We start from the raw sequence: 19553 nt of genomic DNA, 5'->3' as shown, positions 1-19553 counted from the left end.
TGGCAGCGGGCCCGAGAGATTACAGATTCCGCAGCGCGGCGACTACTGCGTCACCCATTTCCTGCGTACCGACTTTAGTGCAACCAGCCGACCAGATGTCGCCCGTACGCAAGCCCTGGTCCAACACCAGGCTGACGGCTTTTTCGATGGCATCGGCCGCGGCCTGCTGGTTGAAGCTGTAACGCAGCATCATCGACACCGACAAAATGGTCGCCAACGGGTTGGCGATGCCTTTGCCCGCGATGTCCGGCGCCGAACCATGGCACGGCTCGTACATGCCTTTGTTGTTGGTGTCCAGGGACGCCGACGGCAGCATGCCGATGGAGCCGGTGAGCATCGAAGCCTGGTCAGACAGGATATCGCCGAACATGTTGTCGGTGACGATCACGTCGAACTGCTTCGGCGCACGCACCAGCTGCATCGCGGCGTTATCGACGTACATGTGGCTCAGTTCGACCTCAGGATAATCCTTGGCCACTTCCTCGACAATTTCACGCCACAGCTGGCTGGAGGCCAGCACGTTGGCCTTGTCGACCGAGCACAGTTTCTTGCCACGGACCATGGCCATGTCGAAACCGACACGGGCGATGCGGCGGATTTCGCTTTCGCTGTACGGCAGGGTGTCGTAGGACTGACGCTCGCCGTTTTCCAGGGTACGGGTGCCACGCGGGGCGCCGAAATAGATACCGCCGGTCAGCTCGCGAACGATCAGGATATCCAGACCGGAGACGATTTCCGGCTTCAGGCTCGAAGCTTCGGCCAGTTGCGGGTACAGGATCGCAGGACGCAGGTTGCCGAACAGGCCCAGTTGCGCACGGATTTTCAGCAGGCCACGTTCTGGACGAATGTCACGCTCGATGGTGTCCCATTTCGGGCCGCCAACGGCGCCCAGCAGCACGGCATCGGCGGCACGGGCACGTTCCAGGGTTTCATCGGCCAACGGCACGCCGTGCTTGTCGATGGCGGCGCCACCGATCACGTCGTGACTCAGCTCGAAGCCCAGGGCGTACTTGTCGTTGGCCAGTTCCAGCACCTTGACCGCTTCGGCCATGATTTCCGGGCCAATACCGTCACCTGGGAGAATAAGAATCTGCTTGCTCATGCTTTCCTCATGTCATCAGTCGGTGCACCCTGGGGCGCGCCCGGAAAAAATCTATCGATCGGTACCTATTTTTCAGCAAACAGCACCAGTACATCCGTACTGAACGAACCATCCGCCTCAATCTCGAAATATTCGCGTACTTCGTTGCCCATCGACTGCTGCAATTCGCGGATCGCCGCGCGCATCACCTGTGGTGTGCGCATGCGCTCGACCCAGGCGTTGTACTCCAGACGCAGCCGCTGCCGCGTGGTGCTACGGGTATGCAACCCCGCCTCGCTGACCTGGCGCAACCATTCGCCGGCGGAATAATCGCGCACGTGACTGGTGTCGCGCAGCACTTCAACGCTTTGCAGGTAAGTGTCGAACAGCGGGCTGCCCGGTGACAACACATCGATGAACGCCGCCACGCCACCCGGTTTCAACACCCGGCGCACTTCCCGCAGGGCCAGGCCGAGGTCGCTCCAATGGTGCGCCGAATAACGACTGAAGACGAAATCGAATTCACCATCGGCAAACGGCAAGTGTTCGGCGGCGCCATTGACCGTGGACACGTTGCTCAAACCACGATCAGCGGCGGCTGCAGCCACCACGTCGAGCATCTGCTGCGACAGGTCATAAGCCACCACTTCCTTCACCAGCCCAGCCACATGAAAACTCACATGACCGGCACCGCAACCCAGGTCCAGCACGCGGGCATCGCCCTGCCCCGCCAGTTCGGCCTGTAGCAGTGCGAATTCAGTGCCTTGAGCGTGTACGGCGCTGCTCAGGTAGGCCGAAGCCTGTTCGCCGAATTGCTTTTGGACTACCTGGCTGTGCTGGGCGGTGTTGGTCATGGGGACTTCCTTTTAGTCTTGTGGCGCCTGTTCCGGCCTCATCGCGGGCAAGCCCGCTCCCACAGGTTTCTTGAACACCGTAAATCCTTGTGGGAGCTGGCTTGCCAGCGATGGGGCCGGCCCTGACTACAAAAATCTCGAATCAATCACGCGTCGCGAAACAACCAAGGCTGGCTCGCACGGTGCCTGGCTTCAAACGCCGCAATCGCGTCGCCGTCCTGCAAGGTCAGGCCGATGTCGTCCAGGCCATTGAGCAGGCAGTGTTTGCGGAAAGCGTCGATTTCGAAGCTCAGGACCTTGCCGTCCGGGCGGGTCACGGTCTGGGCTTGCAGGTCGATCTGCAACTGGTAGCCCGGATTGGCTTCAACCTGCTGGAACAGCTCATCAACTTCGGCATCGCTCAAGATGATCGGCAGCAAGCCGTTCTTGAAGCTGTTGTTGAAGAAGATGTCGGCATAGCTCGGCGCGATGATGCTGCGGAAACCGTACTCTTCCAGAGCCCACGGCGCGTGTTCACGGCTGGAGCCGCAACCGAAGTTTTCACGGGCCAGCAAGACGCTGGCGCCTTGATAACGCTCGGCGTTGAGGACGAAGTCCTTGTTCAGCGGGCGCTTGGAGTTGTCCTGATACGGTTGCCCCACATCCAGGTAGCGCCATTCATCGAACAGGTTCGGGCCGAACCCCGTGCGCTTGATCGATTTCAGGAATTGCTTGGGGATGATCTGGTCGGTGTCGACGTTGGCACGATCCAGAGGCGCGACAAGTCCAGTGTGCTGGGTAAAAGCTTTCATGCTGCGCTCCTTAGATCAATTCACGGACGTCGACGAAACGACCGTTCACAGCGGCGGCGGCGGCCATGGCCGGGCTCACGAGGTGGGTACGACCACCGGCGCCCTGACGGCCTTCGAAGTTACGGTTGGAGGTCGAGGCGCAGTGTTCGCCGGACTCCAAACGGTCCGGGTTCATCGCGAGGCACATCGAGCAACCCGGCTCGCGCCATTCGAAACCGGCTTCGAGGAAAATCTTGTCCAGGCCTTCCGATTCGGCCTGCGCCTTCACCAGACCCGAGCCCGGCACGACGATGGCCTGCTTGATGGTCGAGGCCACTTTGCGGCCCTTGGCAATCACGGCAGCCGCGCGCAAGTCTTCGATACGCGAGTTGGTGCAGGAACCGATGAACACGCGGTCCAGCTGAATGTCGGTGATCGCCTGATTGGCGGTCAAACCCATGTATTTCAGGGCGCGCTCGATGGAGCCACGCTTGACCAGATCCATTTCCTTCGCCGGGTCCGGCACGTTCTGATCAACGGCAAGGACCATTTCAGGCGAAGTACCCCAGCTGACTTGCGGCTTGATCTGGCTCGCGTCGAGCTCGACCACGGTATCGAATACCGCATCGGCATCGGACACCAGGTCTTTCCAGGCTTCGACCGCCAGGTCCCATTCCGCGCCTTTCGGGGCGAATGGACGACCTTTCACGTAAGCCACGGTTTTTTCGTCGGCCGCCACCAGACCTACGCGAGCGCCGGCCTCGATGGACATGTTGCAGATGGTCATGCGGCCTTCGACGGACAGGTCACGAATCGCGCTACCGGCGAATTCGATGGCATGGCCGTTACCGCCGGCGGTACCGATCTTGCCGATCACGGCGAGTACGATGTCCTTGGCGGTCACGCCGAACGGCAATTGGCCTTCGACGCGCACCAGCATGTTTTTCATTTTCTTGGCGACCAGGCACTGGGTGGCGAGCACGTGCTCGACCTCGGAGGTGCCGATACCGTGAGCCAGGGCACCGAAGGCGCCGTGGGTCGAGGTATGGGAGTCGCCGCAGACCACGGTCATGCCCGGCAAGGTTGCACCCTGCTCCGGGCCGATGACGTGAACGATGCCTTGGCGCACGTCGTTCATCTTGAATTCGACAATGCCGTATTCATCGCAGTTATCGTCAAGGGTCTGGACCTGCAGGCGCGAGACCTGGTCAACAATGGCGTCGATGCCGCCCTTGCGCTCCGGCGTGGTCGGTACGTTGTGGTCCGGGGTCGCGATGTTGGCATCAATGCGCCAAGGCTTGCGCCCGGCCAGACGCAGGCCTTCGAAGGCTTGCGGCGAGGTCACTTCGTGAATGATGTGACGGTCGATGTAGATCAGCGCAGAGCCATCGTCGCGCTGCTTGACCAAATGCGAATCCCAGAGCTTGTCGTAGAGCGTTTTGCCGGCCATCAGACGGTTTCCTCATCAGCTTGTTTCTATGCCCCGGGCGTTGAGATTTCAATAACCCTTTGGCTTGTGAGGCTGATCCTATGGGGTTACATTAAATAACTCAAATTCATATTTTTTATGCTTTGGATAACCAACTGGAATGCAACCATGGACCTGGCCAACCTCAATGCTTTTATTGCCATCGCCGAGACAGGAAGTTTCTCCGGAGCCGGCGAGCGCCTGCACCTGACGCAACCGGCGATCAGTAAACGCATCGCCGGGCTGGAGCAGCAATTAAAGGTGCGCCTGTTTGATCGACTGGGTCGTGAAGTCGGTCTGACAGAGGCGGGCCGCGCCCTGCTGCCGCGCGCCTATCAAATTCTGAATGTACTGGATGATACGCGCCGTGCCCTGACCAACCTGACCGGCGAGGTCACCGGTAGGCTGACACTGGCCACCAGTCACCACATTGGCCTGCACCGCCTCCCCCCTTTATTAAGGGCGTTCACCCGACGCTACCCCGACGTCGCGCTGGACATTCAATTCCTCGACTCGGAAGTGGCCTACGAAGAGATCCTGCATGGTCGCGCCGAATTGGCGGTCATTACCCTGGCGCCGGAACCTCATGCGCTGGTCAAGGCCACCCCGGTGTGGGACGACCCGCTGGATTTCGTGGTCGCCCCGGAGCATTCGCTGCTCACCAACGGCCCGGTCAGCCTGGCGGACATTGCCCGGCATCCGGCCGTGTTCCCCGGCGGCAACACGTTCACCCATCACATCGTCCAGCGCCTGTTCGAAGCCCAGGGGTTGACGCCAAACATCGCCATGAGCACCAATTATCTGGAAACCATCAAAATGATGGTGTCGATTGGCCTGGCCTGGAGCGTGTTGCCGCGCACCATGCTCGATGATCAAGTTGCGCGAATACCCCTACCGGGCATACAACTGTCTCGCCAGCTAGGCTATATCCTGCACACAGAACGGACGCTATCGAATGCAGCGCGGGCCTTCATGGCCTTGCTGGAGGCTCAAATCGATCTGCCAGGGACTCAAGGCTAACTTGTGCTACTCCTATAGAGCCGCGAATTCCTGTGCCAAATGCCCAAATCAGCCTAAGGCTTGCCAATGCCGAAATCTGTTGACCGTATTCCGCCGATGCCGCGAATCCAGGCACTTGACCCTCAACGATCCGAGCAGAGCTGGGAAAGTGCCCCCCAATTGTTGGCTGCCCTGAACGGCGCGCGTTTGGGCGCCTGGTATTGGGATATCGAACGCGGGCAGATCAGCTGGTCTCGCGGCACCCAGGCGCTGTTTGGCTTTGATCCACGCCAACCGTTGCCCGCCGATCTGGAATACCTCGATTTGCTGCCCCCGGAAGACCGAGCGAAAACCGTTCGCGCCTTCCACGCCGTGATCGCCGGCGCACCGCTGGAGCAAGCGATGCACCATCGCATTCGCTGGCCCGACGGCAGCCTGCATTGGCTGGAGATCAATGGCAGCCTGCTGCCCGACAAACACGGCCGGCCACGCATGATCGGGGTGATTCGCGAAATCACCCACCAGCGCCAGCGCGAGCAGGCGCTCAGCAGCTCGGAAAAGCGTTTCGCCACCCTCTTTCACCTGTGCCCGAACATGGTCCTGCTGACCCGCCAGGAAGACGGTCTGATCACTGAGGCCAACCAGTATTTCGAGAGCCTGTTCGGCTGGCCGGTACAGGATGCGATCGGCCGTACCACCCTGGAACTGGGCCTTTGGGTGCACCCCGAACAACGGGCGGTTCTGGTCAAAGCCACCAAGGCCAAGGGCGAACTGATCAACATGGAAGTGCAGTTTCGCGCCAGCAATGGCCAGATCCACGACGGCATCCTCAGCGCGCAAAAGGTCGAGCTCGAGGGCCAACCGTATCTGCTGAGCACCTTCCTCGACACCACCGAACGCAAAGCCGCCGAGCACGCCTTGAAAGACAGTCAGGAGCGCCTCGACCTGGCCCTCGATTCTGCGCAATTGGGTACCTGGGACTGGCACATTCCCAGCGGCATGCTTTACGGCTCGGCCCGCGCCGCCCAGTTGCACGGGATGGATGCGAAACCCTTCCACGAATCTTTCGAAGACTTTTTCGAAGGCGTGCCCGGGGAGGAACGTGATTCCATGCGCGACGCCTACCGCAGCCTGCGCGAAGGTCCGGCGGGCAATTATCAACTGACCTACCGGGTACAACTGGAGGACGGCACCTCACGCTACCTGGAAAGCCGCGCCCGGCTCTATCGCGACGAAAACGGCCTGCCGCTGCGCATGGCCGGCACCCTGCTCGACATCACCGATCAAGTCGAACGCGAACAGCAGCTGGTGGCTTCCGAAGAGAAATTCGCCACCCTGTTCCAAGTCAGCCCGGACCCGATCTGCGTCACCCGCCAGGACACCGGGCACTTCATCGAAATCAATTCCAGCTTCACCCAGACCTTTGGCTGGAGTGCCGCCGATGTCATTGGACGCAGCGCCGACGAAATCGGCCTGTGGGACGCCTCGGCAAAAAGCCTGCAGCGCATCGAACAGGTGATCCGCGAGCAAAGCCTGAACAACGTGGCCATCCTCGTCCAGCACAAGGACGGGCAGTCGCTGACCTGCGTGATCTCGAGCCGGCAGATCAGCGTCGGCGACCAGCCATGCGTGGTCACCACCCTAAGGGACATCACCCAGCAACAGCGCTCGGAAGCCGCGCTCAAGGCCAGCGAAGAAAAGTTCGCCAAGGCATTTCATTCAAGCCCCGATGCCATCACCATCACCGAACGCGACACCGGGCGTTATCTGGAGGTCAACGACGGTTTCTGCCGCCTGACCGGCTACCGCGCCGACGAAGTGATCGGGCGCACGGTGTATCAGGTCGGCATCTGGGCCGAAGAAAAACAACGTTCGGCGTTATTGGCTGAATTGCAGATCAAGGGCCGGGTTCATCACCAGGAAATGCTCGGGCGCAACAAGCGCGGCGAATTGCTCACCGTGGAAGTGTCGGTGGAACCGATCACCCTCAATGAAACCGCGTGCCTGCTGCTGACCGCCCGGGACGTCAGCCTGCTGAAAAACGCCGAAGCGCAGATCCGCCACCTGGCCTACCACGACCCACTGACCAACCTGCCCAACCGCGCACTGCTGATGGACCGCTTGAGCCAGCAGATCGCCTTGCTCAAACGCCACAACCTGCGTGGCGCCCTGATGTTTCTCGACCTCGATCATTTCAAGCACATCAACGATTCCCTCGGCCATCCGGTGGGCGACACGGTGCTGAAGATCATTACTGCACGCCTGGAAGCCAGTGTGCGCATGGAAGACACCGTCGCGCGCCTGGGCGGCGACGAATTCGTGGTCCTGCTCAGCGGTCTCGAAGGCTCGCGCAGCGAAGTCAGTGATCAGGTGCGCGAACTGGCCGATACCCTGCGTGAATTGCTGTCGGAACCGATGTTCCTCGATGGCCAGCGCCTGCAAGTGACGCCGAGTATTGGCATTGCGCTGATTCCCGACCACGGCTCCACGCCGACCGATTTGCTCAAACGCGCAGACATTGCCCTCTATCGCGCCAAAGATTCGGGGCGCAACACCGCGCAGATGTATCACAACACCATGCAGAAGGCCGCCAGCGAGCGCCTGCGCATGGAGACCGATCTGCGCCTGGCGCTGTCGCGGGGTGAATTTCGCGTGCACTACCAGCCCCAGCTCGATGCCCGGAACAACCGCATCGTCGGTGCCGAGGCCCTGGTGCGCTGGACCCACCCCGAACTCGGCGCGCAATCGCCGACCGAATTCATCAAGGTGCTGGAGGACAGCGGGCTGATCCTGGAGGTCGGCACCTGGATTCTCGACGAAGCCTGCCAGGCCTTCAGGCAACTGATCGCCAATCGCCTGATAGACCCGCTGAACTTCAGCCTGTGCGTCAATATCAGCCCACGGCAGTTCCGCCAGAACGACTTTGTCGAACGCATCGAAAACAGCCTCGCCAGCCACGGTCTGCCCTGCTCGCTGCTGAAACTGGAAATCACCGAGGGCATCGTCATCCAGAACCTGGAAGACACCATCAGCAAAATGCGTCGCCTGAAAAAACTCGGCGTGAGCTTTGCCATGGACGACTTCGGTACCGGTTATTCCTCGCTGACCTACCTCAAGCGCCTGCCGGTCGACACCCTGAAAATCGACCAGTCGTTCATCCGCGACGCCACCACCGACCCCAATGACGCCGAAATCATCCGCGCCATCGTGGCCATGGCTCGCAGCCTGGAACTCAAGGTGATCGCCGAAGGGGTGGAAACACCGGAGCAACTGGCGTTCTTGCAGGGGCTGGACTGCCATTTCTATCAGGGTTACCTGCACAGCCGGCCGTTGCCGGTGGAGGAGTTTCAGAAACTACTGAGATAACCGGATCTTTCCAGGGGCCGGGTACAAAAAAGGGGCGCCAATGGCGCCCCTTCTTGTTGCTCTGACTCAGTGCTGCAGAGCCGGTTTTTCCGTCCCGTTGATCGGGATGCGTTTGGCTTTCGCCTCTTCCGGAATCACCCGCAGCAGGTCGATGCTCAACAGACCGTTGCTCAGACCGGCAGCCTTGATTTCGATATGGTCAGCCAGTCGGAACGACAGCTTGAACGCGCGCTGGGCGATGCCCTGGTGCAGGAAGGTCACGCCTTCGTTGCTGTCTCGCTTGCCGCCACTGATGGTCAGCACACCCTTCTCGACTTGCAGCTCCAGGTCTTCTTCCTGGAAACCGGCCGCCGCCACGACGATGCGGTATTGATCGTCACCGTGTTTTTCGACGTTGTACGGTGGGTAGGTGCTGCCTGGCTCGTTGCGCAGGGCGGTTTCGAACAGGTCGTTGAAACGGTCGAAGCCTACCGAGGAACGGAACAGAGGCGCCAGGGAAAATGCAGTACTCATGGTTCAAATCTCCTGAAAACTATCAGCAAGTTGTTTGTCTCCGCGACCCGAATTCGGCATCGCGTAACCCTTAGATAGGGACCGCCGATTACTTTTCAAGAGATTTTTTTCAAATTTTTTTTAGCTGTTTTCAGGCGGCTTCAGCGACCTGCAACCCCAACAAACGCGAGACCTGATCCAGTTCGGTCTCGCGGCGCAGGACGCTGAACAGCTCCACCGCTTCGGGATAATTGCGGGTCAGCATCGCCAGCCACTGCTTCAAACGACCCGGCGATTGACGGGGCGTCATCTGCGCCTTGGCTTGCAGCCAGAAGTCCTGAATCAGAGGCAGCAGTTCGGCCCAGGTCATCTCGATGACCTCTTCACCGGCACGCGCTGCGGCGATTTGCCGAGCCAGATCCGGACGCGAAACCAGGCCGCGACCCAGCATGATGTCTTCCACACCGCTGATTTCGCGGCAACGGCGCCAGTCTTCGACACTCCAGATATCGCCATTGGCAAACACCGGCACCTTGACCACGTCCTGCACCCGCGGAATCCATTCCCAATGCGCCGGTGGCTTGTAGCCGTCGGTCTTGGTTCGTGCATGGACCACGATGTGCGCCGCGCCACCTTCGGCCAGGGCCGTGGCACACACCAGCGAGCCATCCGGGCTGTCGAAGCCCAGGCGCATCTTGGCGGTCACGGGAATGTGCGCCGGAACGGCGCGGCGGACATGTTCGACGATCTGGTTCAGCAGCTCCGGCTCCTTGAGCAGAACCGCTCCTCCGCGAGACTTGTTCACGGTCTTGGCCGGACAGCCGAAGTTCAGATCGATCACTTCGGAACCCAGCTCACAGGCCAGCGCAGCGTTTTCTGCCAGGCAAACCGGATCGGAACCCAACAACTGCACGCGCAGCGGCACACCGGCAGCAGTGCGAGCACCGTTGAGCAATTCCGGGCCGAACTTGTGGAAATAGGCAGGCGTGAGCAACTGATCGTTGACACGAATGAACTCGGTTACGCACCAGTCAATGCCACCCACGCGGGTCAGCACGTCGCGCAGGATGTCGTCGACCAACCCCTCCATGGGCGCCAAGGCAATTTGCATGAAAAACACACTCAACGAAAAACGTGCGGCAGTTTACTGGATTATCGAGCGAAAGACTTGCGCATACCTTTGTTGCGAGGAAGCTTGCTCCCGCTGCAGCGCGAAGCGGTCCTCCTGCAAATGGAGAGTGCTGCGCACTCTAACGGGAGCAAGCTCCCTCGCCACACAGTCTTGTCAAATCAGGACCTGTAAGGCCGGGCCATACCCCTCGATGAACTCCGCCGGCATGCGTTTGGGCTTGCCACTGGACAGTTCGATGCAAACGAAGGTGGTTTGCGCCCGCAGCAACGTCGAGTTGTCGCTCGGGCGCTTCAACTGGAAGTGACGAGTCATTTTCAGGCGCTGATCCCAATCGACGATCCAGGTCGCCAATTGCAGCTCATCGCCTTCATAAGCGGCCGCCAGGTAATCGATCTCATGCCGCACCACCGCCATCGCCCGGTCCAGCCGCCGGTATTCGACCAGATCCAGGCCCAGGCGCTGGGAGTGGCGCCAGGCACAACGCTCGAGCCAGGTGACATACACCGCATTATTGGCGTGCCCCAGCCCGTCGATGTCCTCGGCGCCTACTTGCAGATCAATGATAAATGGCGTTGCCCGATCCCAGCCCATGCCCCACTCCCGGTCAGATGATGTCGACCGGGGCAGTGTAACGGATGCTCAGGCCGATTGGCGCGATTGCAGACGGCGTCCGGCCAGCAGTGATAGCACGCCATCAATCACCCGAGGGTCGGCCAATACTCGCTGATGACCACCTTCCTGCAGGCGCAACAAGCGGCTGTCGAACCAGGCTTCATGGATCGCCTGCGATTCCTTCACCGAGACAAACTTGTCGTCTTCGGCATGGACGATCAGGCCAGGCATGTCCAGTTGGTAGTGCGCCACATCCAGCGTTGCGGCGCGCATGCCGACGTCCTTCTCAACCTGACGAATGAATGCCGAGCGAGCTTTCGGCGGCAACCCCACATAACGCGCGAAGCCGCGCAGTACGCCGAGAATTCGCGCCGGAGCCGCGATGGTAACCAGGGTTTCGGTACGCAAGCCCAGCTGCACGGCCAGCATGGCGCTGGCGCCACCCATCGAATGACCGATGACTGCTTGCAAGGGCGGCAATTCGGCGGCGGCTTCTAGCATGGCGCGGGCGAACAGCACTACGTTCGCTTCGGTTCCCGGCGAACGACCGTGCGCCGGACCATCAAGGGCAACCACGGAATAACCGGCATCGACCAAAGCGGTGATGAGACTGGCAAACTGCGTCGGCCGGCCTTCCCAACCGTGCATCAGCAACACCGCAGGGCCCTGCCCCCAGCGCAATGCCGAGAGACCGAAGCGCAACGTGATCCGCTCGGATTTGGCCAGCAGCGGCAATTCCCAATCACGCGGCGCAAATTCTCGCGGCGTCATGAATGCCAGTCGCATTTTGCTTGCGACCAGCTTTGGAGCAAACCAACCCAAGGTGCCATTGACGCCACGAACCCACTTTAACGCGCTCATCGCTCTCTCCTCAGGCGCAAGCCTTCAGGTCAACGCACTGCCGACTTGGCGGCGCGCAGCAATCGATCGGATAGATCACCAGGACCCAGCGCCCGTGCCAGCGCCAGACCGCCCACCATCAAGGCCAAGTCGGCCAGGGCTTTATCGGTATCTTCAGGACTGGACGCCAACTGCGCGACCATCAGTTCCATGTGTTCATTCAGTGCGACCCGGAAGGCATCGGGCAGACGTCCGAGCTCACCGATCGACGCCGGGATCGGGCACGCAGACTCGCTGGAATCACGATGCTTGCGCGACAGATAGAACGCAGCGACCAGCGCGCGACGCTCTTCACCGGTCAGCTCGGCATCCATGTCGGCAATCAGGTCACGACGGCGACCCAACAATTGCTTGAACGCCTCCAGCATCATTGCGTCCTTGCTTTCGAAGTGCGCATAAAAGCCGCCGACGGTCAGGCCGGCTGCGCCCATGACTTCGCCCACGCTAGGCTCGGCCGGGCCGCGCTGAATCAGCGCTGCGCTGGCAGCCTTGAGGATGCGTTCACGGGTTTGAGCTTTTTTATCGTTCATCGTTGCCTCCGAATATTACGACTAGAATATTATTCTCATAATAAATTTCTGCAAGTCGTGGATGTGACCGCTGGTCTGAAGAACAGTTTGAAAGAAATGGGGGAATTTGGCCAAACGCCAGACAAACAAAAGGGCCATTCAATAATTGAATGACCCTTATAAAATCCCGCAGAGCGGGTAATCGTGGCGTCCCCTAGGGGACTCGAACCCCTGTTACCGCCGTGAAAGGGCGGTGTCCTAGGCCACTAGACGAAGGGGACACAAACCCTTCTATACAACTGATCAGTGCTGAGAGCTGATCGATTCAAGGCCGGTGTGGCCAGACCTTGAACTGTAAAATTGGTGGAGCTAGACGGGATCGAACCGTCGACCTCTTGCATGCCATGCAAGCGCTCTCCCAGCTGAGCTATAGCCCCGGATTTTTCGCCTCGCGGCGGAGCGACATCTTGTAACATCGCTTCTGTAAAACTGGCGTCCCCTAGGGGACTCGAACCCCTGTTACCGCCGTGAAAGGGCGGTGTCCTAGGCCACTAGACGAAGGGGACGCAAACCCTTCTATACAACTGATCAACGCTGAGTGTTGATCGCTTCAAGGCCGGTGTGGCCAGACCTTGAAGTGTAAATTGGTGGAGCTAGACGGGATCGAACCGTCGACCTCTTGCATGCCATGCAAGCGCTCTCCCAGCTGAGCTATAGCCCCTCATCGTTGATGTCATCGCTGAGGACGGGGCGAATCTTAAGGGTGTATCGAAAGCCTGTCAAACTTATTTTTAAAAAATTTCAAAAATTTTTGTCGGCATTACAATCACTTACCGCCCTTCCCCCGCAAATTCGGGAGAAAACGCCGGAGGACAGGAGCAAATATCCCGGCCTCCGACGGCTACCGCCGAGTCAGACGCGCTCAGGCAATAGCGCCCAGCAGCTTTTCCCACTCTTTGTTTTCTTTCTTCGACACGCCGCCCAGCAGGTCAATCGCCTGGCGCAGACGGAAACGCGTCAGGTCCGGACCGAGGATTTCCATCGCATCGAGCACGGACACCGAGCTCGCCTGACCGGTGATCGCGGCGAACATCAACGGCATGGCGTCACGCAGCTTCAGCTCCAGGGACTCGACCACGGCCTGAATGGTCGCAGTGATGCTGTCCTTCTCCCATTGACGCAGGCTTTCCAGCTTCCACAGGATCAACTGCATCAACTGACGAACTTGATCGCCGGACAGTTTCTTCGACTCGAACAGCCTGGCGTCCGGATTCACGCCACCGGCAAAGAAGAACCCGGCCAGCGGTGCGACCTGGCTGAAGGTCTCGACACGGCCCTGCACGTGCGGCGCGATCTTCATCATGTATTCGGAATTGAAGGCCCACTTCTGCACGCGCGCGGCGAATTCTTCCACCGGCAGGTCGCGTAGCCACTGGCCGTTGAGCCACGACAATTTCTCGATGTCGAAAATCGGCCCGCCCAGGGACACACGCTTGAGATCGAAGTTATCGACCATTTCCTGAAGCGAGAACTTCTCTCGCTCGTCCGGCATCGACCAGCCCATGCGCCCCAGGTAGTTGAGCATCGCTTCGGGCATGAAACCCATGCGCTCGTAAAACGTCACCGAAGTCGGGTTCTTGCGCTTGGACAGCTTGCTCTTGTCCGGGTTACGCAGCAGCGGCATGTAGCACAGCTCCGGCTGCTCCCAACCGAAGTATTCGTACAGGAGGATCAGTTTCGGCGCCGATGGCAGCCACTCTTCTCCACGCAACACGTGGGTGATACCCATCAAGTGGTCATCGACCACGTTGGCCAGGAAGTAGGTCGGCAGGCCGTCGGTCTTCATCAGGACTTGCATGTCCATGCGATCCCACGGGATTTCAACGTCGCCACGCAGCATGTCCGGAACCACGCAGACGCCTTCGCTCGGCACTTTCATGCGGATCACGTGCGGCTCGCCAGCGGCCAGGCGGCGCGCGACTTCTTCCTTGGACAGCAACAAGGCACGGCCGTCGTAACGCGGCGTCTCGCCACGAGCCATTTGCTCGGCGCGCATCTGGTCCAGCTCTTCGGCGGTGCAGAAGCACGGGAAGGCATGCCCCATGTCGACCAGTTGCTGGCAATACTTCTGATAAATGTCGCCGCGCTCGCTCTGACGGTAAGGACCGTGCGGGCCACCCACGTCCGGGCCTTCACTCCAGTCGATGCCCAACCAGCGCAAGGCGTCGAAAATCTGCTGTTCGGACTCACGGGTCGAACGCAGCTGGTCAGTGTCTTCGATCCGCAGGATGAACTCACCGCCGTGCTGCTTGGCAAAGCAGTAGTTGAACAATGCGATGTAAGCGGTACCTACGTGGGGGTCCCCGGTAGGCGATGGCGCGATGCGCGTGCGGACGGTGGTCATGGCAAGTCTCAACAAAAGAATAGAAAGCGAAGATCAGACAAGGGGCGAATGGTAACAGGCGACGTACGCCCTGCTCCAGTAAGCAGGGCATTTAAGCCAAGGTTGCGCCTACAACGCCCGTTTTCCACGGTGAATGACCGAATATCAGCCAATGGCATTTACCGTTTATCGGCTGTATGCAAGATTCGCCTGCTGATAACTTTCCTGACAATTTCTCGACTACAGTTTGCCCCATGCCTGCCCAACTCAAGCGTCGCCTGTCCATTTTCCTGATAATCGTCCTGCTGATCGCCGCGGGCTTTTTTGCCCATTGGTTTTTCAAAGGGCGTTTTTACGAAAGCACTGACAACGCGTACGTCCAGGGCGAGATCACCCGCGTGTCCAGCCAGCTGGGGGCGCGCATTGACAAGGTGCTGGTCCAGGACAACCAACATGTCGAGAAAGGCCAGTTGCTGGTCAAACTTGAAGGGGATGATTTCCACCTCGCCGTCGACCGCGCCAACGCGGCCCTTGCCACCCGCGAAGCCGAACGCCTGCAAGCCCAGAGCAAACTGACGCAGCAAAGCAGCCTGATTGCCGCCAGCGATGCGCAAGTCGCGTCCATGCAAGCGAGCCTGGGTCGCTCACAGATCGACCTGAACCGCGCCGAGACTTTGCGCAAGCCCGGTTATGTCTCGGAGGAACGGGTCACCACCCTCTCCGCCGACACCCATATTGCCCGCTCGCAACTGGCCAAGGCCCAGGCGGATTCCCAGGGCCAGCGCCAGCAAGTCAACGCACTGACCGCCGAAATCAAACGCCTCGACGCGCAAATTGCCAACGCCAAAACCGATCTCGCCCAGGCTGAACTGAACCTCACCCGCAGCGAAATCCACGCCCCTATAAGCGGTCTGATTGGCCAGCGCGCAGCTCGCGAAGGCCAGTACGTGCAGGCCGGCGCCTATTTGCTGTCGATCGTGCCGGATGAAGACATCTGGATTCAGGCCAACTTCAAGGAAACCCAGATCGGCCACATGCAACCCGGTCAGAAAGCCGAGCTGATTTTCGACGCCTACAGCGACACGCCGATCGAAGCGCGGGTCGACAGCCTGTTCGCCGCGTCAGGTGCGCAGTTCAGCCTGTTGCCGCCGGACAATGCCACGGGCAACTTCACCAAAGTCGTACAACGGATGCCGGTAAAGCTGACCTTCGCCGCGGACAATCCCCTGCGCGGCAGGATCCGTCCAGGCATGTCGGTCACGGTCAAAGTGAATATCAAAGACGCCCCTGACAATGGCCGGTGATCAACTGATCCGTCCGGTCGGGGAACCGACCCGGCGGGACTGGATCGCGGTCATGAGCGTGATGCTCGGCGCCTTCATGGCTGTGCTCGACATCCAGATCACCAACTCTTCGCTCAAGGATATCCAGGGTGCGCTGTCGGCCACCCTGGAAGAAGGCTCGTGGATTTCCACCTCGTACCTGGTGGCGGAAATCATCATGATTCCGCTGACCGCGTGGCTGGTGCAGCTATTGTCGGCGCGACGGCTGGCGGTGTGGGTGTCCCTTGGATTTCTCGCCGCATCGCTCCTTTGCTCCATGGCCTGGAGCCTGGAGAGCATGATTGTCTTTCGCGCCTTGCAAGGCTTCACCGGTGGCGCGCTGATCCCGCTCGCCTTCACCCTCACCCTGATCAAACTCCCTGAACACCACCGCGCCAAGGGCATGGCCATGTTCGCCATGACCGCCACCTTCGCGCCGTCGATCGGCCCGACGCTGGGCGGCTGGCTGACGGAAAACTGGGGCTGGGAATACATCTTCTACATCAACGTGCCCCCCGGCCTGATCATGATCGCCGGCCTGATGTACGGCCTGGAGAAGAAGGAAGCACACTGGGAACTGCTCAAAAGCACCGATTACGCAGGGATCGTCAGCCTCGGCGTCGGCCTTGGCTGTTTGCAGGTGTTTCTGGAGGAAGGCCATCGCAAGGACTGGCTCGAGTCGAACCTGATCGTCACCCTCGGCAGCATCGCGCTGCTCAGCCTGATGACGTTTGTGATCGTACAGTTTTCCAAGCCCAACCCGCTGATCAACCTGCGCATCCTCGGCAATCGCAACTTCGGCCTATCAAGCATTTCCAGCGTCGGGATGGGCGTCGGGTTGTACGGTTCGATCTATCTGTTGCCGCTGTATCTGGCGCAGATCCAGAACTACAACGCCCTGCAGATCGGCGAGGTGATCATGTGGATGGGCGTGCCGCAGCTGTTTCTGATCCCGCTGGTGCCCAAGCTGATGAAGTACATCTCGCCCAAATGGCTGTGCGCGATGGGCTTCGCACTGTTCGGCGTGGCGAGTTTTTCTTCGGGCGTGCTGAACCCGGACTTCGCCGGACCGCAGTTCAATCAGATCCAGATCGTGCGCGCGCTGGGCCAGCCGCTGATCATGGTCACCATTTCGTTGATTGCCACTGCCTACATCCTGCCCCAGGACGCCGGCTCGGCGTCGAGCCTGTTCAACATCTTGCGCAACCTCGGCGGCGCCATTGGCATCGCCCTGCTCGCCACCCTGCTGGATGCGCGTACCAAGACGTACTTTGATTACTTGCGCGAATCCATCGTGCCCGGCAACCCACAAGTGGCTGAACGCATGGCCTCTTTGACCGATCGCCTGGGCAGTGAAACGGCGGCGCTGGGCAAACTCAGCGAGATTGCCCATCAACAGGCCTCGATCATGGCCTACAACGACGCGTTTCATCTTGTCGGGATTGCGCTGGGGATCAGCATGCTGGCGGTGTTGCTGACCAGGAAATTGCCAGCGGGGCTCAAGGCCGGCGAAGCTCATTGAGGTTCGTGCCGTCTCAAGAAGCTGGCTTGCCAACGCCTACAGACCAGTGTTGTTCCTCGCTCAGACCGTAATCAACCGCTCGCGCAACTTGGCAATCTCGTCCCGCATCTGCGCTGCGGCTTCGAATTCCAGGTCACGCGCCAGCTGGTACATCTTCTCTTCCAGCGCCTTGATACGCTTGGCAATCTCACCTGGCGACCGCAATTCGGCTTCGTACCGGGCATTTTCCTCGGCGGCCTTGGCCATGCCTTTGCGTTTCTTGCTGCGCGAGCCCGGCACGGTGGCGCCTTCCATGATGTCGGCCACATCCTTGAACACGCCCTTGGGCGTAATGCCGTTGGCCAGGTTGAAGGCAATCTGCTTGTCGCGACGGCGCTCGGTTTCGCCAATCGCGCGCTCCATGGAACCGGTGATGCGATCCGCATAGAGGATCGCCCGGCCATTGAGGTTACGCGCCGCCCGGCCGATGGTCTGGATCAGCGAGCGCTCGGAGCGCAGGAAGCCTTCCTTGTCCGCATCGAGAATCGCCACCAGCGACACTTCCGGCATGTCCAGGCCTTCGCGCAACAGGTTGATCCCCACCAACACATCGAAAGTGCCGAGGCGCAGATCGCGGATGATCTCGACCCGCTCCACGGTGTCGATGTCCGAGTGCAGGTAACGCACGCGCACGCCGTGGTCGGCCAGGTAGTCGGTCAAATCTTCGGCCATGCGCTTGGTCAGGGTGGTAACCAGCACTCGCTCTTCGACGGCAACACGCTTGCTGATTTCTGACAGCAAGTCGTCAACCTGGGTCAGCGCCGGGCGGATTTCCACCTGCGGGTCGACCAGACCGGTCGGTCGCACCACCTGCTCGACCACTCGCCCGGCGTGTTCCGCCTCATAGTTGCCGGGGGTCGCCGAGACAAAAATGGTCTGCGGGCTGATGCTTTCCCATTCGTCGAAACGCATCGGCCGGTTATCCAGCGCAGACGGCAGCCGGAAGCCGTACTCGACCAGGGTTTCCTTGCGCGAGCGGTCACCTTTGTACATCGCGCCGACCTGCGGCACGCTGACATGGGACTCGTCGATCACCAGCAAGGCGTCGGCCGGCAGGTAATCGTAAAGGGTCGGTGGCGGCGCGCCGGCCTCACGGCCGGACAGGTAGCGCGAGTAGTTTTCGATGCCGTTGCAATAACCCAGTTCGAGGATCATCTCCAGATCGAAACGGGTGCGTTGTTCCAGCCGCTGGGCTTCCACCAGTTTGTTGTTGGAACGCAGGTATTCCAGGCGCTCCTTCAATTCGACCTTGATCCCTTCCACGGCGCCCATCAGGGTTTCCCGTGGCGTCACGTAGTGGCTTTTGGGATAGAAGGTGAAGCGCGGCAGCTTACGGATGACTTCGCCGGTCAGCGGATCAAAAGCCGACAGGCTTTCCACTTCATCATCGAACAGCTCGATGCGGATCGCTTCGAAGTCGGATTCCGCCGGGTGGATATCAATCACATCGCCCCGCACACGGAAAGTCGCGCGGGCAAATTCCATGTCGTTGCGGGTGTATTGCAGGTCGGCCAGACGCCGCAGCAATTCCCGTTGATCGAGCTTGTCGCCGCGATCCACGTGCAACACCATCTTCAAATAGGTTTCCGGGCTGCCCAGACCGTAGATGCACGACACCGTGGTGACGATGATCGCGTCCTTGCGCTCCAGCAACGCCTTGGTCGCCGACAGCCGCATCTGCTCGATGTGATCGTTGATCGAAGCATCTTTCTCGATGAAGGTGTCGGACGACGGCACATAGGCTTCGGGCTGGTAGTAGTCGTAGTAGGAAACGAAATACTCCACGGCATTGTTCGGGAAGAACGCCTTGAACTCTCCGTACAACTGCGCGGCCAGGGTCTTGTTCGGCGCCAGCACCAGGGTCGGGCGCTGCACTTGGGCGATCACGTTGGCGATACTGAAGGTCTTGCCCGAACCGGTCACACCGAGCAACGTCTGGTGCGCCAGCCCGGCCTCGATGCCCTCGACCATCAGGCGGATGGCTTCCGGCTGGTCGCCGGCGGGCTGGAAACGGGTGACTAGCTGAAATTCAGACATGTAGTACCTCTCGGTTCTCGGTGCAGGAATCCGCCCCTGCACAGTCAAACCGGCAGGAACGAGAAAG

Annotated in this window: 15 protein-coding genes and 4 tRNA genes; 4 read left to right on the top strand and 15 right to left on the bottom strand. The window is 60.0% G+C overall.

The window, feature by feature from the left end; genetic code table 11:
• Positions 1-19: 19 nt before the first annotated feature.
• The 4 genes from leuB to leuC form a co-directional block, all read right to left on the bottom strand.
• Complete coding sequence (leuB, locus tag ACVWYU_RS08495; RefSeq protein ID WP_130206987.1) at positions 20-1102, bottom strand: 3-isopropylmalate dehydrogenase; 1083 nt, start codon at positions 1100-1102, stop codon at positions 20-22.
• 65 nt (positions 1103-1167) lie between these two features.
• A complete protein-coding gene (locus ACVWYU_RS08490) occupies positions 1168-1935 on the bottom strand; it encodes a class I SAM-dependent methyltransferase (RefSeq protein WP_457372425.1) in 768 nt (255 codons plus the stop codon).
• A gap of 146 nt (positions 1936-2081) precedes the next feature.
• A complete protein-coding gene (leuD, locus tag ACVWYU_RS08485) occupies positions 2082-2726 on the bottom strand; it encodes a 3-isopropylmalate dehydratase small subunit (RefSeq protein WP_090318721.1) in 645 nt (214 codons plus the stop codon).
• A 10-nt stretch (positions 2727-2736) separates the two neighbouring features.
• Positions 2737-4155 (bottom strand): 3-isopropylmalate dehydratase large subunit, encoded by a 1419-nt coding sequence (leuC, locus tag ACVWYU_RS08480; protein ID WP_247254171.1) that lies wholly within the window; start codon positions 4153-4155, stop codon positions 2737-2739.
• Between the two features lie 147 nt (positions 4156-4302).
• On the opposite strand from leuC, the gene ACVWYU_RS08475 reads away from it, so the two are divergent.
• Together ACVWYU_RS08475 and ACVWYU_RS08470 are read left to right on the top strand one after the other, a co-directional pair.
• A complete protein-coding gene (locus tag ACVWYU_RS08475; protein WP_090318715.1) occupies positions 4303-5193 on the top strand; it encodes a LysR family transcriptional regulator in 891 nt (296 codons plus the stop codon).
• A gap of 66 nt (positions 5194-5259) precedes the next feature.
• Positions 5260-8538: a PAS domain S-box protein gene (locus ACVWYU_RS08470; protein WP_090318710.1), complete on the top strand. Its 3279-nt coding sequence runs from the start codon at positions 5260-5262 to the stop codon at positions 8536-8538.
• A 66-nt stretch (positions 8539-8604) separates the two neighbouring features.
• On the opposite strand, the gene ACVWYU_RS08465 is transcribed toward ACVWYU_RS08470, so the two are convergent.
• The 10 genes from ACVWYU_RS08465 to gltX form a co-directional block, all read right to left on the bottom strand.
• Positions 8605-9051: an Hsp20 family protein gene (locus ACVWYU_RS08465; RefSeq protein ID WP_047531258.1), complete on the bottom strand. Its 447-nt coding sequence runs from the start codon at positions 9049-9051 to the stop codon at positions 8605-8607.
• A 130-nt stretch (positions 9052-9181) separates the two neighbouring features.
• Positions 9182-10141, bottom strand: a complete 960-nt coding sequence (locus ACVWYU_RS08460) for a tRNA dihydrouridine synthase (RefSeq protein WP_247254169.1) — start codon at positions 10139-10141, stop codon at positions 9182-9184.
• A gap of 174 nt (positions 10142-10315) precedes the next feature.
• Positions 10316-10753 (bottom strand): acyl-CoA thioesterase, encoded by a 438-nt coding sequence (locus ACVWYU_RS08455; RefSeq protein ID WP_056853718.1) that lies wholly within the window; start codon positions 10751-10753, stop codon positions 10316-10318.
• A 48-nt stretch (positions 10754-10801) separates the two neighbouring features.
• A complete protein-coding gene (locus ACVWYU_RS08450) occupies positions 10802-11635 on the bottom strand; it encodes an alpha/beta fold hydrolase (protein WP_090318699.1) in 834 nt (277 codons plus the stop codon).
• 29 nt (positions 11636-11664) lie between these two features.
• Positions 11665-12204, bottom strand: coding sequence for a TetR/AcrR family transcriptional regulator (locus ACVWYU_RS08445; protein WP_090318696.1), 540 nt, complete (start codon positions 12202-12204; stop codon positions 11665-11667).
• Between the two features lie 184 nt (positions 12205-12388).
• Positions 12389-12464: transfer RNA gene (locus ACVWYU_RS08440), tRNA-Glu, on the bottom strand.
• Between the two features lie 80 nt (positions 12465-12544).
• Positions 12545-12620, bottom strand: a tRNA-Ala gene (locus tag ACVWYU_RS08435).
• Positions 12621-12673: 53 nt separating this feature from the next.
• A tRNA-Glu gene (locus ACVWYU_RS08430) sits at positions 12674-12749 on the bottom strand.
• A 79-nt stretch (positions 12750-12828) separates the two neighbouring features.
• Positions 12829-12904 (bottom strand) — tRNA-Ala (locus tag ACVWYU_RS08425).
• 201 nt (positions 12905-13105) lie between these two features.
• On the bottom strand, positions 13106-14587 hold the full coding sequence (gene gltX / locus ACVWYU_RS08420) for a glutamate--tRNA ligase (RefSeq protein ID WP_090318693.1): 1482 nt from the start codon (positions 14585-14587) through the stop codon (positions 13106-13108).
• A gap of 233 nt (positions 14588-14820) precedes the next feature.
• On the opposite strand from gltX, the gene ACVWYU_RS08415 reads away from it, so the two are divergent.
• Positions 14821-15870 (top strand): HlyD family secretion protein, encoded by a 1050-nt coding sequence (locus ACVWYU_RS08415; RefSeq protein ID WP_457372424.1) that lies wholly within the window; start codon positions 14821-14823, stop codon positions 15868-15870.
• Positions 15860-17410 (top strand): MDR family MFS transporter, encoded by a 1551-nt coding sequence (locus ACVWYU_RS08410; RefSeq protein ID WP_247254168.1) that lies wholly within the window; start codon positions 15860-15862, stop codon positions 17408-17410. Before ACVWYU_RS08415 ends, ACVWYU_RS08410 begins: the two co-directional genes overlap by 11 nt.
• 60 nt (positions 17411-17470) lie before the next feature.
• On the opposite strand, the gene uvrB is transcribed toward ACVWYU_RS08410, so the two are convergent.
• The gene (gene uvrB / locus ACVWYU_RS08405) at positions 17471-19486 is read right to left on the bottom strand and encodes an excinuclease ABC subunit UvrB (protein WP_247254167.1); all 2016 of its coding nucleotides are present in this window, start codon (positions 19484-19486) and stop codon (positions 17471-17473) included.
• Positions 19487-19553 lie beyond the last annotated feature (67 nt).

The organism is Pseudomonas sp. TE12234 (genome assembly GCF_054061835.1).
The sequence above is the reverse complement of the archived record's forward strand: the minus strand, read 5'-3'. Positions and strand labels throughout refer to the sequence as shown.

Excerpts from the sequence above, each read along its gene's own strand:
- ACVWYU_RS08460 (WP_247254169.1), bottom strand. The coding sequence starts at position 10,141 with ATGCAAATTGCCTTGGCGCCCATGGAGGGGTTGGTCGACGACATCCTG.
- gltX (WP_090318693.1), bottom strand. The coding sequence starts at position 14,587 with ATGACCACCGTCCGCACGCGCATCGCGCCATCGCCTACCGGGGACCCC.
- leuD (WP_090318721.1), bottom strand. The coding sequence starts at position 2,726 with ATGAAAGCTTTTACCCAGCACACTGGACTTGTCGCGCCTCTGGATCGT.
- ACVWYU_RS08490 (WP_457372425.1), bottom strand. The coding sequence starts at position 1,935 with ATGACCAACACCGCCCAGCACAGCCAGGTAGTCCAAAAGCAATTCGGC.
- ACVWYU_RS08465 (WP_047531258.1), bottom strand. The coding sequence starts at position 9,051 with ATGAGTACTGCATTTTCCCTGGCGCCTCTGTTCCGTTCCTCGGTAGGC.
- ACVWYU_RS08410 (WP_247254168.1), top strand. The coding sequence starts at position 15,860 with ATGGCCGGTGATCAACTGATCCGTCCGGTCGGGGAACCGACCCGGCGG.
- ACVWYU_RS08470 (WP_090318710.1), top strand. The coding sequence starts at position 5,260 with ATGCCGAAATCTGTTGACCGTATTCCGCCGATGCCGCGAATCCAGGCA.
- ACVWYU_RS08455 (WP_056853718.1), bottom strand. The coding sequence starts at position 10,753 with ATGGGCTGGGATCGGGCAACGCCATTTATCATTGATCTGCAAGTAGGC.
- ACVWYU_RS08475 (WP_090318715.1), top strand. The coding sequence starts at position 4,303 with ATGGACCTGGCCAACCTCAATGCTTTTATTGCCATCGCCGAGACAGGA.
- leuB (WP_130206987.1), bottom strand. The coding sequence starts at position 1,102 with ATGAGCAAGCAGATTCTTATTCTCCCAGGTGACGGTATTGGCCCGGAA.
- uvrB (WP_247254167.1), bottom strand. The coding sequence starts at position 19,486 with ATGTCTGAATTTCAGCTAGTCACCCGTTTCCAGCCCGCCGGCGACCAG.
- leuC (WP_247254171.1), bottom strand. The coding sequence starts at position 4,155 with ATGGCCGGCAAAACGCTCTACGACAAGCTCTGGGATTCGCATTTGGTC.
- ACVWYU_RS08415 (WP_457372424.1), top strand. The coding sequence starts at position 14,821 with ATGCCTGCCCAACTCAAGCGTCGCCTGTCCATTTTCCTGATAATCGTC.
- ACVWYU_RS08450 (WP_090318699.1), bottom strand. The coding sequence starts at position 11,635 with ATGAGCGCGTTAAAGTGGGTTCGTGGCGTCAATGGCACCTTGGGTTGG.
- ACVWYU_RS08445 (WP_090318696.1), bottom strand. The coding sequence starts at position 12,204 with ATGAACGATAAAAAAGCTCAAACCCGTGAACGCATCCTCAAGGCTGCC.